The following is a 15,463-nucleotide window of genomic DNA, read 5'->3' on the forward strand; positions in this document are numbered from 1 at the left end:
AGCTTTGCGTAATTGCAAGAGGTTGGGCGATGGTTCAATGGGATGATCTACGGGTTTTCTTGGCGGTGGCCAGGGAGGAAAGCCTGTCTGCGGCCGGGCGTCGGCTCAATGTGGACCCTGCCACGGTTGGTCGCCGTGTTGGGCGTTTAGAGACCGCATTTGAGGCGCCTTTATTCGTAAAGTCGCCAACGGGCTATGCGCTTACCGATGCGGGGCAGCGCTTGATGAACCATGCGCTTCGCGTGGAACAAAGCCTGCAGGAGGCCACAGAGGAGATGGTCGGGCAGAGCAGTGGATTGTCCGGGCAGATCCGGATTGGCGCGCCTGATGGGGTCGCAAATTACCTGTTACCACAGGTTTGCGCGCGTATTGCCGAAGAAAACCCGGATCTCGACATCCAGATTGTGGCTTTGCCCCGGATTGTGAGCCTGTCGCGGAGGGAAGCGGATCTGGTGGTTGCTGTTTCGGTGCCAAGCGCCGGAAGGCTGACCGTGCAGAAGATTACGGACTACAAGCTGCATCTGGCTGCGTCGCGCCGATACTTGCGTACACATCCTAAGATTGAGACTGTGGCGGACCTCAAGGATCATTTGGTCACAGGCTATATTCCGGACATGATTTTTGACAAAGAGCTGGACTATCTCAATGAGGTTGGCGTGGAGCGCGTGCGGCTGGCTTCGAATTCTGCAGCCGTGCAATTCAATTGGGTGCGGACCGGATCAGGGATTGGTGTGGTGCATGACTTTGCCATTCCCTCGGCACGCCGGGTGGTGAAACTCCTTGAAGAAGACGTCTCTTTAACGCGGAGTTTCTACTTGATCAGGCATGCAGATGACCGACGTTTGGAGCGGCTCAATCGTTTCTCTGAAGCGCTTTGTGAGGGGATGCGTCAGGAGGTTGCGCGTCTGGAAAGCCAAGCTTGACAAGTGGTTGCGGACGGGCGACGCTCCAAATTGGGGAGTGACACTACGGAAATGCAAAGCGGAGGTTGCCATGCTCGTACATCAGATTCTCAAGTCTAAGGGATCCGAAGGCGTCCTGACTGTGAAACCAAACACCTTAGTGTCGGAGGCCGCCAAGATTTTGGCGGAAAAGCGGATCGGTACGGTGCTTGTGTCTGAAGATGGGTCGACGCCGCTTGGTATCCTTTCGGAGCGCGATATCGTTCGGGAGCTTGCGAAGCGTGGTGTTGGTTGCATGTCGGATAAGGTCGAAGATTATATGACCACCGAGCTTGTGACTTGTGGTCGCAATGACGATGCTGTGACGGTGCTGGAGAAGATGACCAAAGGCCATTTTCGCCATATGCCTGTAATGGAAGACGGGGCCGTTGTCGGCCTGATTTCCTTGGGGGATACGGTCAAGGCGCGGCTGTCTGAGCTGGCCATGGAAAAGGATGCGCTGCAGGGGATGATCATGGGGCACTGATGTGCCGTGACGTCTTTGTCCCGCAGAACTACCTATACGGTAAACAGACCTTGCAATCGGGCACGCAATAATGTTGCGTGCCGCCAGGACCAGGGTAGCTAACCGGGGGAGGCCCAGATGCGCACCGCACTTTATCCAGGCACGTTTGATCCTATCACGTTGGGACATATAGATATTATTCGCCGGGCGGCGGTCTTGGTGGACCGGCTTGTGATCGGTGTGGCAATCAACCGTGACAAGGGACCTTTGTTCACCTTGGAAGAGCGGGTGGCGATGATCGAAGGGGAATGCGCCAAGCTTTCAGAGGAGACCGGCACGGAGATTGTGGCCCATCCTTTTGAGAACCTTCTCATCGACTGTGCCAAAGAAGTGGGGGCGCAGATCATTGTGCGTGGACTGCGCGCTGTGACCGACTTTGAATATGAATATCAGATGGTTGGCATGAACCGCGCGTTGGATAGCAGCATTGAAACAGTGTTTCTGATGGCTGATCTTAAACATCAGGCCATTGCCTCTAAACTGGTGAAAGAGATTGCACGGCTGGATGGGGATGTCTCCAAATTTGTGCCCTCTGCGGTCAATGAAGCGCTTTTGGAGCGGCTTGGCAAAAAGTGATGGCTTTGCCGTCGCTGCGTTAACCAAAAAGAACGGTCAAATGGCGTGTTGGTATCGCGTCTGTAACACGTCGGTTTTGCGGCGGTGCACTGTTTTCGATGCGCCGCACTGCCAAAGCTGAAGCAGGCGTGCGCGCAACGGGTTGTGGCGCAACGACTCTTTGCAAATCCGCTGCGATCAGGCATGAAGCTCTTAACGGACAGATGGCCCATATGGGCCAAAGAGGAGTGGTGCATATGGCAGGCGGTTTGCTGGCGTTGTTGGATGATGTGGCAGGCATTGCCAAAGTGGCGGCGGCCTCGATTGACGATGTGGCGGCAGGGGCGGCCAAGGCCAGCGCCAAGGCGGCTGGTGCGGTGATTGACGATGCCGCTGTGACCCCAAAGTACCTGCATGGGTTTGAAGCGAAGCGTGAGCTGCCGATCATTTGGAAAATTGCCAAAGGCTCGATCAAGAACAAGCTGCTGATCCTGTTGCCTGCGGCTTTGTTGCTGGCCAACTTTGCGCCTTGGGCGATTTCTCCTTTGCTGATGCTGGGCGGTGCTTATCTGTGCTTTGAGGGGGCGGAGAAGGTGGTGCACGCCTTTATTCCGCATGAGGCAGAGCATGCCTATGAGGTGGATGAGGGCACTGACGATCCTGCGCATCTTGAAGAAAAGAAAGCCGCAGGCGCGATCAAGACGGACTTTATTCTCTCCGCAGAGATCATGACGATTATCCTTTCAGGCATTCCGGAGAGCAATTTCTGGCTGGAGGCCTCCACGCTGGCGGTGGCGGGCGTGGGCATCACCGTTGCGGTTTATGGGTCTGTGGCATTGATTGTGAAAATGGATGATCTCGGGCTTGCGATGTATGCCGGTGGTCGCCTGTCTTTGACCCGTGCTTTGGGCCGCTGGCTGGTACGGGGCATGCCTTATTTCATGAAGCTGCTGACGCTTATTGGCACCGCCGCCATGCTGTGGGTGGGCGGATCGATCGTGATCCATGGCCTTGAAGAACTCGGCTTTGGCTGGCTTGGACACCACATCCACGATATTGCCTATGCTGCAGGGCATGCTGTTCCCGCTGCCTATGAGGGCTTTGTCGCCTGGACGACCAAGGCGGCATTGGATGGTGTGTTTGGTGTGTTGCTTGGCACTGCACTCATCCCGGTTGCGACCAAAGTAATTGGGCCGATCTTTGGCCTGTTTACCGGGAAAAAGGCGACGCATTGAGGATGGTGTAGGGGGCTGGGATCCCCCTCTTTTTTGTAAGGTGCTCAAGAGGGACGCTTCTGATGGCAGATTTCATTTCTATTGGTCAGGCCCTTTTAGTCAGTGGCATCCAAGTGCGTTTGTTTTGGATGCATGTCATTTTGTGACTGCTGAACAGGCGATGATGTATTTCAAAGCAGAGCTGTTCGATGATCATGACATTGCTACAAAGATCTTGGCTGCGACTGACCTTGGAAAACAAAAGGCGCTTGGGCGACAAGTCAAAGGATTTGAGGAAATGATCTGGGACGATGCCAAATGTGACATCATCTATCGCATCAATGTCGCCAAATTCTCTCAGAACAAAGGCTTACGTCGGAAGCTGTTTCAGACTGGCAACTTGGAATTGGTTGAGGCCAGCCCAGTTGACGTAATTTGGGGGATTGGACTTGAAGCATCGGTTGCGGTTCAAACCGCCACTGCTGAGTGGCCGGGACAGAACTTGCTGGGGCAGGCTTTGACCCGTGTTCGCGAAGAGTTGAAACGACAATTTCCTGAAGAAGCCGCATCTGTTGCGCAGAACGTTGCCTTGAATGGCGGGACAAGTGTTGCGCAGTGAAGGGGTGACAGAGCTGTCGGACCTGCCGGTGATCAAAACGCATTGGCCGTGGTATCGGCTGTTTCAGAACCGCCGCTATCGTCGGTTCGCCATGTCACAGACTGCGCTGCGATTTGAGCGGGATCTGACCGAAGTGCCATTTCATGTGGATGAGATGCAGCGATTTCTAACGGTGCGGCTCTCTATTGTCGCGGCTGCACAGCGGCGCCAGAGCCGTGTTTTGGGGCGGCTTTATAATCGGCTGTCTGGAGAGAGCGCGGCCTATCTGCGCCTCTCAGGGCGGGAGCTGCGGGATGTACTGGCGGTTATCGGGGCAGATATGGCGGACATCACGGAGGGTGATGCGGTCTATGATCTGCGCGCGGATGTGGCCAGAGAGGCTCTGGAGATATTAGACACGGTGAACCCTGTCTGATGAGACCGATCTGCATTGCCGTTATCCCAGACGTCTGCCTCGCCGGTCCAGTCGTTTGATTAGGGACAGCGGCAGGGGTATGCGCCAGAGGCTTCTGTTTTAAGACTCTGGCAGAAGCTTGCTTAGGCGCTTACGTCCAAGCTGGATGGCAGTGCGGCAGGATGGCTGGAGTTTGAGCTAGGGCAGCTCAGTGACTTCGCCGGTCTGCGCATCATACGCCGCAGCCATGGCACCGCGCAGGCGGGCGACGGCGGCGTCGGTGTTTTCCTCAGCGCCAAACAGCATCTGATCCAGGACGTCGATGTGAATGGTGCCTTTGAAGGGGAACACTTTGCCGCGCGGCAGGAGCCTGTCGGAATGGCTGATGACAAAAGGGCGTATAGCGCGGCCGGTTTCTTGGGCGATCAGGACGGCGCCCGCTTTGAAAGGCGCAAGACCAGGTTTGGCGGCGCGGGTGCCTTCCACAAAGAGGATGGGGGAGCGGCGTTTGGGCATCTCCTTGATAGCTTCCGTGAGTGAGCTCAAGGCATCGCGGCCTTTCTGGCGGTCGATTTTGAGCAGGCCCGCGCCCTCAAATCCACGTTTGAGCAACGCAGCTTCACAGAGCTCTTTTTTTGCCCCAAAGGTCACCCATTTCTCATCCGGGATCACATGCAGCATGCTGAACCCATCCAGATGGCTGCGGTGATTGACGGCAATGATTGAGTTCTCATCCGTGCGCAGCGCTTCGCGGGCGGCATCAGAAATCTCTACCGTCACATCGAGAAACCACAAAAGCCAGGAACAGGCGCGTGACACACGCCGCCAGTACCAGCCGCGGAAGCCACGTTTGCCGCCACAGAAGGTTGGGGCGCTTGCAACAAACAGAAAGATGGCGGGGCCGACAAGGACCAGCAGGGTCCGCTTGGCGAGAGTGGCGAGCATGTCGGGATCCTAGAGAGGGGGGCGCGGGCCCCATGAGTGTTGTTAGGCTGATAGAGAGTTACGATGGGTAAGGATAGGGGGAATATGGCAAGTCCAACCGCGGCAATCGCCTTTGGCTATGGCCGCGTGGGGGCCAGCCCCCACACCCCCGGGATATTTTCATCAAAGGGAAAGGGGCAGTTGTCGCCAGCCACCCCTGAGGTTGATCTTGAGATCTTCCCCTTGAGCGGTCATCGGCTTCCCAGCCTGTACCGCCTCACAAGGCTGCGGCAGCCGTGGTTAACAGAAGGTTACTTCCTCTTGATGAAAATATCCCCACCGGAGGCATAAAAGTTCTGATATGACAGAAAAAACGAAAAAGGCGCGCCAGATTAGCGCGCCTTTTCAATTGTATATGTCGACTTCTTACAGCAAGTCTTTGGCCTTTTGGGCCACATTGGCTGCGGTGATGCCGAACTTCTCAAACAGCTCACCAGCAGGCGCAGAGGCTCCGAAGCTGGACATGCCGACGAAGTCGGATTTGCCGGGACGGGCGCGTTCCCCCAGCAGCCACTGATCCCAGCCACCTGCGCGCACAGCCGCTTCGACGCCAACACGCACGGCTGCGCCCGCTGGCAGAACCTTGCGGCGATAGGCTTCGTCCTGCTGAGCAAAAAGCTCCATGCAGGGCATGGAGACCACGCGCGTACCAATGCCTTCCGCTTCCAGAAGAGCCTTGGCTTCCATCGCGGTGGAGACCTCAGAGCCGGTGGCGATCAGGATCACCTGACGTTTGCCCTCAGCCTCGGCCAGCACATAGGCGCCTTTCTCGGTCAGGTTTGCCAGTTTGTGCTCGGTGCGCACGGTAGGCAGGTTCTGACGAGTCAGAGCCATCACGGAAGGGGTCTCTTTGCTGGTCAGCGCAATTTCCCAGGCTTCGGCAGTTTCCACGGAGTCTGCTGGACGGAACACATAGGTGTTCGGGGTCGCGCGGCAGATCGCGAGGTGCTCAACCGGCTGGTGGGTTGGACCATCTTCGCCCACACCGATGGAATCGTGGGTCATCACGAACACGGTGGGGATCTTGCTAAGAGCGGCCAGACGCATGGAGGGGCGTGCATAGTCGGTGAAGCAGAAGAAGGTGCCGCCGTAGGGGCGAATGCCGCCGTGCAGCGCCATGCCGTTCATCGCGGCGGCCATGCCGTGCTCACGGATGCCCCAGTAGACATAGCGACCCTTGCGGTTGTCGGTGTCAAACACGCCCAGATCGCCGGTCTTGGTGTTGTTGGAACCGGTCAGGTCCGCAGAGCCGCCCACGGTTTCCGGCATGATCGGGTTGATCGCGGCCAGTGCCATCTCAGACGATTTCCGAGTGGCCACGGAAGGTTTGTCTTCAGAAATCTGCTTTTTCAGCGCTTTCACGGTTGCAGAAAGCTTCTTGGGGACGTCCAGAGCATAGGCGCGGTTGAAGCGATCCTGTTTCTGCTTGGAGGCCTCGGCAAAGCGGGCTTCCCAGGCTTCGCGATCAGCCGCACCACGGGCGCCGATGGCTTCCCACTGTGCTTTGATCTCAGCAGGCACTTCGAAGGCACCGCCGGTCCAACCGTAGACTTCTTTGGCTGCGGCCAGTTGGTCGGCATCGGTCAGAGCGCCATGGCCCTTGGAGGTGTCCTGTGCCGCGTGGCCGATGGCGATGTGCGTTTTGCAGGCAATCATCGACGGTTTTTTGGTTTTCTTGGCGGCCTCAATGGCGGCATCGATCGCTTCTGGATCGTGGCCGTCAATTTCCAGCACATGCCAGCCGGAGGCTTTGAAGCGCTTGACTTGATCGGTGCGGTCAGAAAGCTCAACAGTACCGTCGATGGTGATGTTGTTGTTGTCCCAGAGCACGATCAGATGACCGAGGCTGTGGCGACCAGCAAGGCCGATGGCCTCCTGAGAGATGCCTTCCATCAGGCAGCCGTCACCGGCGATGACATAGGTGTAGTGATCGACCAGCTTGCGGCCGTATTGCGCGCGCTGGATCTCTTCGGCCATGGCAAAGCCCACAGCGTTGGAAATGCCCTGACCCAATGGGCCGGTGGTGGTTTCCACAGCGTCGAGCAGGAAGTTTTCCGGGTGACCCGCGGTGAGGGCGCCCATCTGACGGAAGTTCACCAGCTGCTCATGGGTCAGTTGCTTGTCGCCCATGAGGTAGAGCAGAGAGTAGATCAGCATGGAGCCGTGGCCAGCGGAGAGGATGAAACGATCGCGATCCGGCCAGTTTGGCGCGGCCACGTCAAATTTCATGTGCTTCTCAAACAGCACGGTCGCCACATCGGCCATGCCCATAGGCATGCCGGAGTGACCGGAATTGGCGGCAGCAACCGCATCCAGTGTCAGGGCACGGATGGCAGCAGCTTTCATCCAATGTTCAGGGTTCTTTTCACGCAGTGCGGCGATATCCACGGATGCGCTCCTCTGGGTCTAGGGGTTAGGTTGTCGGGTCAATAGCAGTTTTATGCTTAATAGCAACCTAACAAGGGCTTTGAGGTGTTAATTTACGCGGCAAATGCGGGTGGTTTTCCTGCGGAGAGGGGGGCGCAATTTCGCAAGCCATTGGATACACTCACCCCATTGAGCGTGCTGGCGCGATTCGTTAAGACGACGTCATAAGCAGACGGACACGCGACAGAACGTGGGTCAAAACGCGGGTCAACAAGAACCCGACCGGAAAGGACGAGGCACATGAGTGACATCAGCGAACTTGAAGGCAGGCTGAGCTCGGCGCTGGAGCGCATTGCGCGTGGCGTGGATGCGATGCAGGCCGTGGTTGCTGAGCCGGATGAGGGCGATGACGTTCAGGCGTTGCGCCGGGCGTTGGAAAACGAAGCGCTGGTCACCGCGCAGATGGAAGAACGCGTGCGTGCGCTGACGGCGCGGCAAGACGAACTCGAAGAAGAATTGAGCGCGGAGAAAGAGGCGCGTGCGGCGGCAGAGACTGCCTCGGAAACCGCAGGCGAGGCTGCAGTTGAAGCTGCGTTGAGCAAGGCAGCAGAAGAGCATGCGCAGGCTTTGATGGCCGCAGAAGCCCGCGCGGAGGCGGCGGAGACGGCGGCTGCGGCAGCGGCTGACAAGTTGGAAGAGCTTCAGGATGCTGCGGCGGAAGCGCCGACCGAAACCAATGCGGCAGAGACCGCTGCGGTGGCGGAGAACCGTGCGCTTTTGGATGAGCTGGCCAAGCGCCTGCGGCGTCTGCGTCAGATGGTACGCCGGGAGCGGGGGGCCAATCAGCAATTGCGCGATCAGGTGGAAAAAGGTGAGATGGTGGAGCTGTCCACTGTGACCCAGGCACTGCAAGCGGATCTGGCAACGCTGACGGCGCTGCGAGAAGCGGAAATCACAGAGACGGCTTTGATTCTGGCGGAGCTGCGCCCGCTTGTGCAGGGCGGTGTCGCGGAAGTTGTTGAGGTGGTGGCGCCCGCAGAGGACACCCCTGAGGAAGAGGTAATGACCGAGGCCCGTGAAGAGGCAGGAGACGTATAATGCCTGAGGTTCAGATTGAAATTGGCGGACGGGTGTTTGAAGTGGCCTGTCAGGATGGCGAACAGCACTTTCTGCGTGCTGCGGCTCAGATGCTGGATGATCAGGCGAAAGTTCTGATTGCGCAGGCCGGTCGGATCCCTGAGGCACGTATGTTGCTGATGGCAGGGTTGATGCTGGCGGATAAGACCGCTGGGCTGGAAGATCAGCTGCGGGATGCGCAGGCCAAGATCGCCACGCGAGAGGCAGAGATCAAAGAACTGCGCGATGCGCCTTTGCCGGAGCCTGAGAAGATTGAGGTGCCCACCATTCCCGAAACGGTGACACAGACGCTGGCAGAGATGGCAGCGCGGGCAGAATCGCTCGCGGATCTGGTTGAGGAAAAGGCTGCCGGGTGAGCCGGAATGACCTGTCGCAACTGGCCGCAGGAGACTTGATTTTTGCGGCCATTGGGGAAGATGACAATCTGATTTCTGCGGTGGTCGAAGGTCATCGCGGAGCTCGACTCAACCATGTTGGCATCGTCATAGATCAGGACGGCGCGCTCTGTGTGTTGGAAGCGATTGATCCGGTTGTACGGCTGACATCTTTGGAGGAGTACGCCGCGCGGAGCCATTGCGCGCATGCTCGGCCCAGATTGGTGTTTGCGCGGCTGAGCGCGCCTTATCGGATGTTGATCCCAGCTGCGCTGGAATTTGGCCGCGCGCGGCTTGGGGTGCCTTATGATCCTTACTACAGCAGCAGCTCTGAGGCGCTTTATTGCAGTGAACTGATCCTTGAGATGTTCCGCCATGCCAATGGGGGCGCGGCGTTGTTTCCCAATACGCCACTGAGTTTTCGGGACACGCAAAGCGGGGAGCTGATGCCGGAGTGGGTGGCGCATTATGCGGAGGTGGGACAGGAGGTGCCCGAAGGGGCACCGGGCTCTCATCCGGGCGGGTTGAGCCGGGATGGGCGTTTGCAGGTTTATCGTGTGGAAGGGAATATTCCGGGCTTTAACCGCTAGGCACAAGCAAAGCGAAAAAAGTTGCTTCTGTGCGACGGAAAGGAGCACGCGGTGCGTGCAAGAGACAGAAGGTCTTTGGACCTTGGAAATGTTATCTTGCAGGAGAGTGTGTCGTGTCGCAGGTACGAGCTGTTTATGATCGGGTATCGCGTTGGAATCATTGGATTTTCGCGATTTTGATGATTGGGGCGCTGGCGTTTGGATTTTACGTGTTTCGGGTGGTTCCCAGAGGCCCCGGCAAAGGCGAGCTGATCGGTTTTCACAAGGCGCTTGGCTTGCTGATCCTGATGTTGGGCGTGTGGCGCGTGGGATGGCGTCTGCGTCAGGGATTTATTGAACCCTTGCATCGCGGTTGGCAGCACGTCATGGCCGGTCTGGCCCATTGGGTGCTGTTGGCCGGAATTGTCGTCCTGCCCTTGTCTGGTGTGCTTGGGTCCCTGTTTGGCGGGCGTGGCATTGGATTTTTTGGACTGTTCACCGTTCCTGCCGGGCCAGAAATCGACTGGGTGTCAGATGCGGCCTATGCTGTGCATGAGATCATGGCTCTGGCTATGGTGGCAGCGGTGGCCTTACATATTGCGGGGGCTTTGAAACACCAATTTCTGGATCGCGACGGCACATTGGGTCGTATGATCGGCCGGGTCTGATCAAGGAGCGGCGCAAACAAAAAGCCCCGTCAGAGATGACGGGGCTTTGGTAATTTTATCAGAGCACTTTACGCGTTGGCTTCGCGGATCTTATCTGCGGCCTCTTTGTCATAGGCGACACCGTTGTCATCAAACATCGTGTCCAGCTCACCCGACAGGGTCATCTCTGTGATGATGTCACAGCCCCCCACAAACTCGCCTTTGATATAAAGCTGCGGGATGGTGGGCCAGTCGGAGTAATCTTTGATGCCCTGACGGATTTCTTCGTCCGCAAGCACGTTCACATCTGCATAGTCCACGGCCATGTAGTTCAGCACGCCAGCCACGCGGGAGGAGAAGCCGCATTGGGGCATATCTTTGGTGCCTTTCATGAAGAGCACCATGTCATTGTTTTTCACGATTTCGTCGATGCGGTCTTTAACGTCGGTCATTTGCGTTTCCTTTCGGCGGGCTGGGCCGTGTCAGTTGCATGTCATATAGGAGAGCAGGCGGGGCTTGCCAATGATCAAGCGCAGGTTCGCGCAGCGCCTGATCTCTCTCAGTCAGTCTTTGTCCTTGGGCACAAACAGGCGGGCGTAGGCATCCGGGTCTTTGGGCACTTTCCAAGTGCGCTGTGCACCGCCGCCCATGCCGGACTGATAGTCGGAGCGCAGCACGTGATTGTCTGGATCGTCTTCTTCTTCCACCAGACCGCTGCGATTGCGACCGACCCAGGCATTCAAAGCGACCAAGGCGACCACAGCAGGGATCAGAAAGGGTAAGAGCCCATCCATATTTTGCGCTTATTCCGGTGCTTTGGTGGTCAATGCGAGCGCGTGCAACTCACCTGAGGGGCCATCCATCTTCCCTTTAAGGGCGGCGTAGACGGCGCGCTGTTGCTGGACGCGGTTTTTGCCGCGAAAGCTTTCGTCAATCACCATGGCGGACATATGCACACCGTCGGTACCGCCGACCTGAATATCGGCGTCCGGGAAAGTCTCGCGCAGAAGTTCCTCAATTTGATGGGCGCTCATCGGCATGATTGGCTATTCCTTTGTGTCGTTCAGAAAAAATGTAAGTGGCGCGGCGCTGCTCTGCAAGCTGGATTCCTGCAGCTCAGACGAAAGGCGCAAGCGATTGAAGGTAGGCAGGCACATCTGCCAAAGCATCCTGCACTTCATAATCCTCAAAATCATAGATGGATTTGGCGTCTTGCGGACACAGCGCTGCCATCAGGGCCGCGCCCTGGTCTGCGACGCTTTGTGGCACGCGGATTTGCTGCGCCTGTTTGAGCAGCAGAAGGGCTTCATGGATGGGGCGCAGCACGCGCAGCGCATAGGTCATATGTTCCAGCAGATCGGGATCTTCGCGCCAGTTCTCACCTTCAAACAGTTGCTGGGTGACTCGTTGCCCGGCCCCAGCACAGGAATAGGCCACGCAGCCGCCAAAGCCGCGCGGGATCAGGTCCTTGTGAATGGTGCAGTCAAAGCAGCTGTCAGAGAGATTGGGGCAGGGGGTGTCGGCGCGTTTGAGCAGGCCAAAGTCTTCGTCTGCGTCAAAGGGATAGGCCACACAGCAGAGGGCTGCACAGTTGGCGCAGTCGTCAGAGAGCGCCGGGAGCTCCGGCGCCCTCCGTTGCATTTTCTCAGGCCACCGCCGCTGCAAAGCTGCCCCGGAAGATGTCCGAAAGCTCTGCCAGCGGGGCTTCTGCGCCGCCGAATTTCACAGTATCGCCGCTGAAGCGACCCACGGAGGTGATGGTAACACCGGCTTTGGCCGCATTGATCATCAGCGCTTCGGCCTGATCAAAGTTGCAAGCCACCAGGTAGCGGGCCTGATCTTCGCCAAACAGCGTTGGGGTGTCGTCCATATCCAGCTGGATGCCCACGCCTGCGGCTTCGGCCATTTCAAAGGCTGCCAGCGCAAGGCCGCCATCCGCCAGATCGGTGCAGGCTTTGATCCAGTCGCGGTTTTCGCGGATGAACTCACCGTTTTTGCGCTCTGCCTCCAGATCCACATGGGGGGCGTCGCCATCTTCGCGGTTGAAGACTTCGGTCAGCAGGGCGGACTGGCCCAGATGGCCGGTGGTGTCGCCCACCACAAGTGCCACATGGCCGTCGCGCACGTCGCCTAAGATAGGCTCTTCGCCCGCAGCAATCAGACCCACCGCGCCGATGGTTGGCGTTGGCAGGATCGCGGAGCCGTCGGTTTCATTATAAAGCGACACGTTGCCGGAGACGATCGGCATGTCCAGCGCTGCGACGGCTTCGCCGATGCCTTTGATTGCGCCCACAAACTGCCCCATGATCTCAGGCTTTTCCGGGTTGCCGAAGTTCAGGTTGTCGGTGGTGGCCAGTGGTTTGGCGCCCACGGCGGTCAGGTTGCGGTAGGCTTCGGCCACGGCCTGTTTGCCGCCCTCGGTTGGGTTGGCTTTCACGTAGCGTGGGGTCACGTCCGAGGTGAAGGCCAGTTTCTTGTCGGTGCCATGCACGCGGATCACGCCGGAGCCCATGCCAGGACGTTGGGCCGTGTCGCCCATGACGGTGGTGTCATATTGCTCATAGACCCACTGTTTGCCGCCATAGTTTGGCGTGGAGATCAGCGCCTTGAGGCCGTCGATGGCATCAATGGAGGGCACGTCGCCCAGTTCTTCGGCGGCCGGGGTTTCCACCCAAGGGCGGTCATATTCCGGTGCGCGGCCAGAGAGCGGGGAGAGCGGCAGGTCGGCTTTGACTTCGCCGTTGTGCAGGATCAGGAATCGGTCTTCGGCGATGGTTTCACCGACGATGGCAAAATCCAGATCCCATTTTTCAAAGACGGCGCGAGCCTCGGCCTCAAGCTCTGGTTTGAGCACCATCAACATGCGTTCCTGAGACTCAGACAGCATCATTTCGTAGGCTGTCATGTTCTCTTCGCGCTGTGGCACGTCTTCGAGGTTGAGTTTGACACCCAGTTTGCCTTTGTCGCCCATTTCCACGGCGGAACAGGTCAGACCGGCTGCGCCCATATCCTGAATGGAGATCACGGCACCGGTCTGCATCAGCTCCAGCGTCGCTTCCATCAGGCGTTTTTCGGTGAAAGGGTCGCCGACCTGAACGGTGGGGCGCTTTTCTTCGATGGTGTCGTCAAATTCGGCAGAGGCCATGGTTGCGCCGCCGACGCCATCACGGCCGGTTTTGGCACCCAGATAGACCACAGGCATGCCGACGCCAGAGGCGGCGGAGTAGAAGATGCTGTCGGTCTTCGCAAGGCCTGCGGCAAAGGCATTCACAAGGCAGTTGCCATTGTAGGCCGCATGGAAGCGGACTTCGCCGCCCACGGTGGGCACGCCAAAGCAGTTGCCATAGCCGCCGACACCTTCGACCACACCGTTCACAAGCTGGCGGGTTTTATGGTGGGAGGGTTCGCCAAAGGAGAGCGAGTTCATGGCGGCCACGGGGCGTGCGCCCATGGTGAAGACATCACGCAAAATGCCGCCAACACCGGTGGCGGCACCTTGATAGGGTTCAATGTAGGACGGGTGGTTGTGGCTTTCCATTTTGAAAACAACCGCATCGCCATCGCCAATGTCCACGATGCCAGCGTTTTCACCGGGGCCACAGATCACCTGTGGGCCTTCGGTGGGCAGGGTGCGCAGCCATTTTTTGGAGGATTTGTAAGAGCAGTGCTCATTCCACATGGCCGAGAAAATGCCCAGCTCAGTGAAGGTGGGCTCGCGTCCGATGATCTCAAGGATCAATTCGTATTCGTCAGGCTTCAGTCCATGAGCTTCGATGAGATCGGTGGTGATGGCCGGTTCCTGCATGTGGCGAGAGTCCCCAATAAATAGCGTTTGAGGGGCTTTTAGGGCAGGAGAGACAAAAGGGGAAGAGATTAAAGCGCCACGTCAGGCTGCGCTTGCTTTCGATGCTGTAAATATGCCCAGAGCGTGGCGCAATGCGCGGGGTGCTCCGGGCAATGATCAGGGTCTGCCAGATGTCAGAAGCGCTGCCCGACATAGACATAAAGCAGGTCTTCGCTGCGCTCATTTACAGAAGCGTCCACAGAGAGCATGGCTTTGAACTTCTTGGAGAGTTGGACGCGCAGGCCAAGGCCGCCTGCGTATTTCAGGCCATCGTCGTTGATGTCAGAAAGCGCACTGCCTGTGTCGCCGACGCCGGCAAAGGCGACAAGCCCAAGGCGGGAGAACAATTGGTGGCGGTATTCGATCTGAGCGGAGAGCAGATCGTTGTCCAGAAATTCCGCCGGGCTGTAGCCACGGAAATTGTCGGTGCCGCCCAGAGAACACTTGTCAAAGAACGGTGCGGCATCGGAGACCGTGCAGCCAACCAGATGTAGGGCAAGGCTGTCCTGAGCCCCAACGGGCTGGTGATAGGTGAAGGACAGGGAGGCTTTGACATAGTCGCGGCTGCTGGCGCTGACGACATTGCCATAGCTGATGTCGGCCTCAAGCAGGTGGCCCGTGCGGGCCGAAAAGCTGTCATCGCGGGTGTCCCATTTGCCCAGCAGGCTGATATGGGCGAGATCCAGATCGGCTTCGGGCAGGGGCGGGCCGCCTGCGGCGCTGTTATACCCCAGTGAGGTGGTGACATAGCGCAGACCGCCGCCGATCAGCAGTTCTGGCGTGAGGCCGTAAAAGAGTGTGCTGTCAAAAATCTGACCAGTTTGGCGCACAGGAACGGGAAGGTTGCCAAGGTAGAGATCATATTTGGCCTCCGCATCGGCCAGCGTGACGCCCATTTGCCATTGGTTGTTGTCAAAGGCGAAGTTGCCGCCAAGGCCAACGGCGTGCGAGCCGTTTTCACTGCGCATGGCGGCCACACCCAGATAGGAGGTGTCGCTTTCCGCATCCATTTGAAACAGGTAGCCGCCACCGAGCACCAGGCCAGCACCGATCAACACGTTTTTGAAGGGAATGGGGGCCACCACAAAGGAGCCTTCGCGCAAACCGTAGCCCTCATCTGAGGCTGCGGTTTCCAGCGGTTGCCCCAGCGGGTTGTTTTCGACGGGATCGGCAAAGGCTGCGGGGCTCAATGCCATAAGGGAAATCAGGCTGGCACAGAACAAGACGGCAGGCGCAAAATGCGCCTGCCGTTTCTGTGTTTTGCCTAAGAGGGGAAGTGCCATCTTATGCTT

The 15,463-nt window shown here is 58.0% G+C and carries 18 protein-coding genes; 10 read left to right on the forward strand and 8 right to left on the reverse strand.

What is annotated here, in order from left to right; all coding sequences use genetic code 11:
- Window positions 1-29: 29 nt before the first annotated feature.
- The 6 genes from J7382_RS04740 (at window position 30) to J7382_RS04765 (ending at window position 4,270) form a co-directional block, all read left to right on the forward strand.
- Complete coding sequence (locus J7382_RS04740) at window positions 30-923, forward strand: LysR family transcriptional regulator (RefSeq protein ID WP_209067677.1); 894 nt, start codon at window positions 30-32, stop codon at window positions 921-923.
- Window positions 924-993: 70 nt separating this feature from the next.
- Complete coding sequence (locus tag J7382_RS04745; protein ID WP_058240651.1) at window positions 994-1,428, forward strand: CBS domain-containing protein; 435 nt, start codon at window positions 994-996, stop codon at window positions 1,426-1,428.
- Between the two features lie 117 nt (window positions 1,429-1,545).
- A complete protein-coding gene (gene coaD / locus J7382_RS04750) occupies window positions 1,546-2,043 on the forward strand; it encodes a pantetheine-phosphate adenylyltransferase (RefSeq protein WP_209067679.1) in 498 nt (165 codons plus the stop codon).
- A gap of 236 nt (window positions 2,044-2,279) precedes the next feature.
- On the forward strand, window positions 2,280-3,257 hold the full coding sequence (locus J7382_RS04755) for a DUF808 domain-containing protein (RefSeq protein WP_209067682.1): 978 nt from the start codon (window positions 2,280-2,282) through the stop codon (window positions 3,255-3,257).
- Complete coding sequence (locus tag J7382_RS04760; RefSeq protein WP_209067685.1) at window positions 3,223-3,855, forward strand: NADAR family protein; 633 nt, start codon at window positions 3,223-3,225, stop codon at window positions 3,853-3,855. The genes J7382_RS04755 and J7382_RS04760 overlap by 35 nt, the downstream gene beginning before the upstream one ends.
- Window positions 3,830-4,270, forward strand: coding sequence for a hypothetical protein (locus J7382_RS04765; protein WP_209067687.1), 441 nt, complete (start codon window positions 3,830-3,832; stop codon window positions 4,268-4,270). The genes J7382_RS04760 and J7382_RS04765 overlap by 26 nt, the downstream gene beginning before the upstream one ends.
- Window positions 4,271-4,447: 177 nt before the next feature.
- Here J7382_RS04765 and J7382_RS04770 read toward each other — a convergent pair whose 3' ends face one another.
- Window positions 4,448-5,194, reverse strand: coding sequence for a lysophospholipid acyltransferase family protein (locus tag J7382_RS04770; protein ID WP_209067689.1), 747 nt, complete (start codon window positions 5,192-5,194; stop codon window positions 4,448-4,450).
- A 405-nt stretch (window positions 5,195-5,599) separates the two neighbouring features.
- Window positions 5,600-7,621 carry a transketolase gene (tkt, locus tag J7382_RS04775; protein WP_209067691.1) on the reverse strand — a complete coding sequence of 674 codons (2,022 nt, stop codon included), beginning with the start codon at window positions 7,619-7,621 and terminating at the stop codon, window positions 5,600-5,602.
- A 279-nt stretch (window positions 7,622-7,900) separates the two neighbouring features.
- Here tkt and J7382_RS04780 point away from each other — a divergent pair, with 279 nt between their 5' ends.
- From J7382_RS04780 to J7382_RS04795, 4 genes are all read left to right on the forward strand, one after another.
- The gene (locus tag J7382_RS04780) at window positions 7,901-8,698 is read left to right on the forward strand and encodes a hypothetical protein (RefSeq protein WP_209067692.1); all 798 of its coding nucleotides are present in this window, start codon (window positions 7,901-7,903) and stop codon (window positions 8,696-8,698) included.
- Window positions 8,698-9,093 (forward strand): cell division protein ZapA, encoded by a 396-nt coding sequence (locus J7382_RS04785; RefSeq protein ID WP_058240661.1) that lies wholly within the window; start codon window positions 8,698-8,700, stop codon window positions 9,091-9,093. The genes J7382_RS04780 and J7382_RS04785 overlap by 1 nt, the downstream gene beginning before the upstream one ends.
- Complete coding sequence (locus J7382_RS04790; protein WP_209067693.1) at window positions 9,090-9,701, forward strand: YiiX/YebB-like N1pC/P60 family cysteine hydrolase; 612 nt, start codon at window positions 9,090-9,092, stop codon at window positions 9,699-9,701. Before J7382_RS04785 ends, J7382_RS04790 begins: the two co-directional genes overlap by 4 nt.
- Before the next feature lie 113 nt (window positions 9,702-9,814).
- Window positions 9,815-10,348, forward strand: coding sequence for a cytochrome b/b6 domain-containing protein (locus J7382_RS04795; RefSeq protein ID WP_209067694.1), 534 nt, complete (start codon window positions 9,815-9,817; stop codon window positions 10,346-10,348).
- Window positions 10,349-10,416: 68 nt separating this feature from the next.
- Here J7382_RS04795 and grxD read toward each other — a convergent pair whose 3' ends face one another.
- The 6 genes from grxD to J7382_RS04825 all read right to left on the reverse strand — a co-directional run bounded on the left by grxD (window position 10,417) and on the right by J7382_RS04825 (window position 15,454).
- The gene (gene grxD / locus J7382_RS04800; protein ID WP_209067696.1) at window positions 10,417-10,779 is read right to left on the reverse strand and encodes a Grx4 family monothiol glutaredoxin; all 363 of its coding nucleotides are present in this window, start codon (window positions 10,777-10,779) and stop codon (window positions 10,417-10,419) included.
- Between the two features lie 111 nt (window positions 10,780-10,890).
- Window positions 10,891-11,121 carry a hypothetical protein gene (locus J7382_RS04805; protein ID WP_209067698.1) on the reverse strand — a complete coding sequence of 77 codons (231 nt, stop codon included), beginning with the start codon at window positions 11,119-11,121 and terminating at the stop codon, window positions 10,891-10,893.
- Window positions 11,122-11,130: 9 nt separating this feature from the next.
- The gene (locus J7382_RS04810) at window positions 11,131-11,367 is read right to left on the reverse strand and encodes a BolA/IbaG family iron-sulfur metabolism protein (protein ID WP_058240666.1); all 237 of its coding nucleotides are present in this window, start codon (window positions 11,365-11,367) and stop codon (window positions 11,131-11,133) included.
- A 76-nt stretch (window positions 11,368-11,443) separates the two neighbouring features.
- Complete coding sequence (locus J7382_RS04815; RefSeq protein ID WP_247744847.1) at window positions 11,444-11,968, reverse strand: hypothetical protein; 525 nt, start codon at window positions 11,966-11,968, stop codon at window positions 11,444-11,446.
- Between the two features lie 4 nt (window positions 11,969-11,972).
- Window positions 11,973-14,132, reverse strand: coding sequence for a phosphoribosylformylglycinamidine synthase subunit PurL (purL, locus tag J7382_RS04820; protein WP_209067701.1), 2,160 nt, complete (start codon window positions 14,130-14,132; stop codon window positions 11,973-11,975).
- 173 nt (window positions 14,133-14,305) lie between these two features.
- Window positions 14,306-15,454, reverse strand: a complete 1,149-nt coding sequence (locus tag J7382_RS04825; protein WP_209067704.1) for a BamA/TamA family outer membrane protein — start codon at window positions 15,452-15,454, stop codon at window positions 14,306-14,308.
- Window positions 15,455-15,463: the final 9 nt, after the last annotated feature.

This window comes from Shimia sp. R11_0 (assembly GCF_017744035.1).
GTDB classification, from domain to species: Bacteria; Pseudomonadota; Alphaproteobacteria; order Rhodobacterales; family Rhodobacteraceae; genus Shimia; species Shimia marina.